General features: G+C 40.6%; 2 protein-coding genes. Both read left to right on the forward strand.

Annotated elements, in window-relative coordinates:
• Nucleotides 1-1,814: hypothetical protein (locus HRT75_RS14355; RefSeq protein WP_291188189.1), on the forward strand; the 1,814-nt coding region annotated here is incomplete at its 5' end.
• A gap of 1 nt (nucleotide 1,815) precedes the next feature.
• Nucleotides 1,816-3,129 (forward strand): hypothetical protein, encoded by a 1,314-nt coding sequence (locus tag HRT75_RS14360; protein ID WP_291188191.1) that lies wholly within the window; start codon nucleotides 1,816-1,818, stop codon nucleotides 3,127-3,129.
• The last annotated feature ends 12 nt before the right edge of the window (nucleotides 3,130-3,141 follow it).

Here is a 3,141-nt window from a genome sequence, read left to right on the forward strand (position 1 = left end):
ACCGCTATTTCATTGAATTGATCTTCATGCCTTCTGTGTTTTTTGAAGACCTGAACACTTTTATTGATAGCATTGCCCCCGAAGCGCTTCTTAATGCGGAAAGTTTGGCTGATAACTATTTTATTCAGGCATTCCCAGTTCAAAACAATCCCAATGTTTTCATGGTCAACAGCCTTAATGACACTGCTCAAGAAGGGAATGTCGGCTGGTTTGATGAAAATTACAATGGATTCCCACAGCCTCACAGCATAAGCTTGGTAGAGTACAGGACGCCATCTAACAACATCACTCAGCAATTGGATTACATTGGACCAACATCCTTGACAGTAGTGGTTGACGGTGTGCAAAATTTGTCTAATGGCACAAAGTGTACGTTTGGCTTTATGTTGGTGCCCACGAATGAAGAAGACTACAAAGTTCAAGACGCTCCTTTTTATGAAAATGTCAAAATGAACACAGGTGGACGAATTGATTTTTTTGGTGATGTTTTTACAGTGGGTACACCTATAGCAGGGCCTAGATTGGGATATTCAAATGATGATGCTCGAATGGATGTCCAGAATATTGCGTTTACCCAAACAGGCATCAACCAAATAACATTCACCTGTGAGTTTATGCCTAACTCTGACTTTGCCAACCAAATGGATGCCTTGGGTGTAGATGATCGTAACTATATAATTTGGATAGGTGTCGGAGATCAAACACTTGTTGCAAATGCCTCAGATAGGACAAATCTTTTAGTTGACTTCAATCAAATGGACACTTATGTTGAACCAATTGGAGCTTGGGACGGAATGTCCATAGATTTACTGTCTCATGTAGATAGCAATTTGTCGGCAATTAACCCATGTGGCATTGATGTGCGCATAGAAGACGATTTAAGAGCTAAAATTGAATTTCAGGTAGACACCGCAACAGGCGTGGCGATCCCCATACCCACAGGGCTTAGGTTTGGCGTACAGATTGAAAGATTGTCCGATGGTTTTGCTTATGAGTTAGACAGTTACACCGTTGGATTAACAGATTACCCCAATCCATCTCAATATGCCTTTTCAGCGCAAAGGGATTATCAACTAGGAATTGCCAATCCAAATGATGATGTTACCGTTGATTATTACCCTGCTTTAGACTCAGGCACAAAAAAAGGTGTTCAGGCATTTTTTGGTTTTATGATTCGATGGGAAGAGTGGTTGTCGCTGCGTAATGAGCCGATTGACATACGTAATGTTTTTTACAACAATACACTGCCTTCTAACGGGCTGAGTAATGATTGGTATAGGTACCTACAAACATCTGGGTGGCAACTAAGTTTATTCGTTCATGTTGATGCCATTTTAAATGGCAGTGGGGTCCGCTACGTGAATACGCAGCCGATTCAATTCAAAGACTACGATTCCAATTTTTCCATTACAAGCACTATCACTTATAAAATAGCTTCTACAGGGGTGGTTGTAGCAGGCGGCATTGACCCAGTGACTAATAATCCATTGGGCGTTATCCTGTCTAATGAAAAAATCCAAATCGAAATTGAATACGAACGATCCACAGGAACATGGGGGTCTGTTGCGGACATCTATAGTTTAACAAGCATTGAAGTAAAGGATGGCTCTGGAAGGCCGCAATACCGACAAATATCAACAGAATTTGCTGTCACAGCAGACAATCCACTTGAATCAAGGCTGCCCACTAATTTACTTGAAATCATTCTAGTCTCGCCAGTTTTGGTGCGAACAATCTGTTTGGTGGAACCGAATAAGCTAGAGTCTGCAACAGCATATAAAATAACTGGCCGAATTGGCTGCAAACCCGCGTAGCATGTTTAATTATGACCTCATATCTTGCAATCCTAGTTCTTACCCAAGTATAGCTTGCCGTTTTTGGAACTCTAGACACCCATTAGAAGGTAGCGTAGTTTACCTATTGAATACCAATAATCCTTCCCAAACGTATCAACTGGTTTATTTAGGCGAAAACGTATGTTTAGCTCAGGGGTATGTTCCAGAAATTGACTTTGCAACTTTTGATGATTGCAATCCTAGCTTCGGCTATGGCTTTAAATATGCCAATTGCAAAACGGGCGAAGAAATTGTTTTTGCCTTTCCCACTCAAGATCCGATCAATAAAGTACTCAGAAAAGAAGGAGATTGTGATTGCTGGGAGTTCATAGGAGAGGACAATAATGCTGATGAATTAATTACCAATTACGTTGAATACGCGAGTTGTACAGAATGTATGGCAGCAGCAACATCTGATTTGTGTCCAAGTGGAGAGAGAACTATAGGCTACGCTATTCGCGCACAATTACCAGTAGCGCCACCAGAGGACAAAGGGTTTGATCAGTGTTGCTTTGAAAATAAGGTATTTGGAGATCTATCGGACAGCGACCCATACAAAAACGATTTTACAGGGTACTATCATTTCAGACCATCCAACAATTCAACATGTGTATTTAAGCTAGTAAGAAAATCCGACGGTTCAGAATTCACCTTAAACAACGACACCTATGGCAACTTTTTGGATTTTGGTGGTACAGATAATCCAGATCTGAGTTACATGATTGTTGACTGGAGATCAGTTCTTGCTGCTTTTGGGCAAGGGTACTATCAAGTTAAAAAAGAAGTCAGCACTGTCGGTGTGTCTCAAGATTTTTATTACAACACTGTCAAGCTTATGCCGTTCAGCAACGCAGATGCAGACAAAACAGTGCGGATTGATTGCACGCAGAATGGAAGGCTGCTAAGAATAGGTGATTTTTCGGGAACTGGATTTAAAACATCTCAGCGGTTTATGGGCTTTTTTGGAAGGCCTACTTACGAATACGAGCAAACAAATGTTTCTAAGCGATCTTACAAAGTTGAGCAAGCATCCATGTCTGTTGATAAGCAATACATTTTTACTGGCCAACTTCTTCCTGATTGCATATTGGATGAACTAATGGAGTTTATCTTGTTAGGCAACGAATTATTTGTTAGCGACTACAATATCAACAATCCTAGCTATGGCTTCCAACTTTATCCAGTTGAGCTATCTTCTGCTCAAGATCCAGAGTATTATTCGACCAACAGAGGGGCTACCATAGAAATCACATTATCAGACCGATTTAAAGATAATCGCAAGTATAATTGCTAATTGTTTGATAGA

It is taken from the genome of Gilvibacter sp. (assembly GCF_013214815.1).
GTDB lineage: Bacteria > Bacteroidota > Bacteroidia > Flavobacteriales > Flavobacteriaceae > Gilvibacter.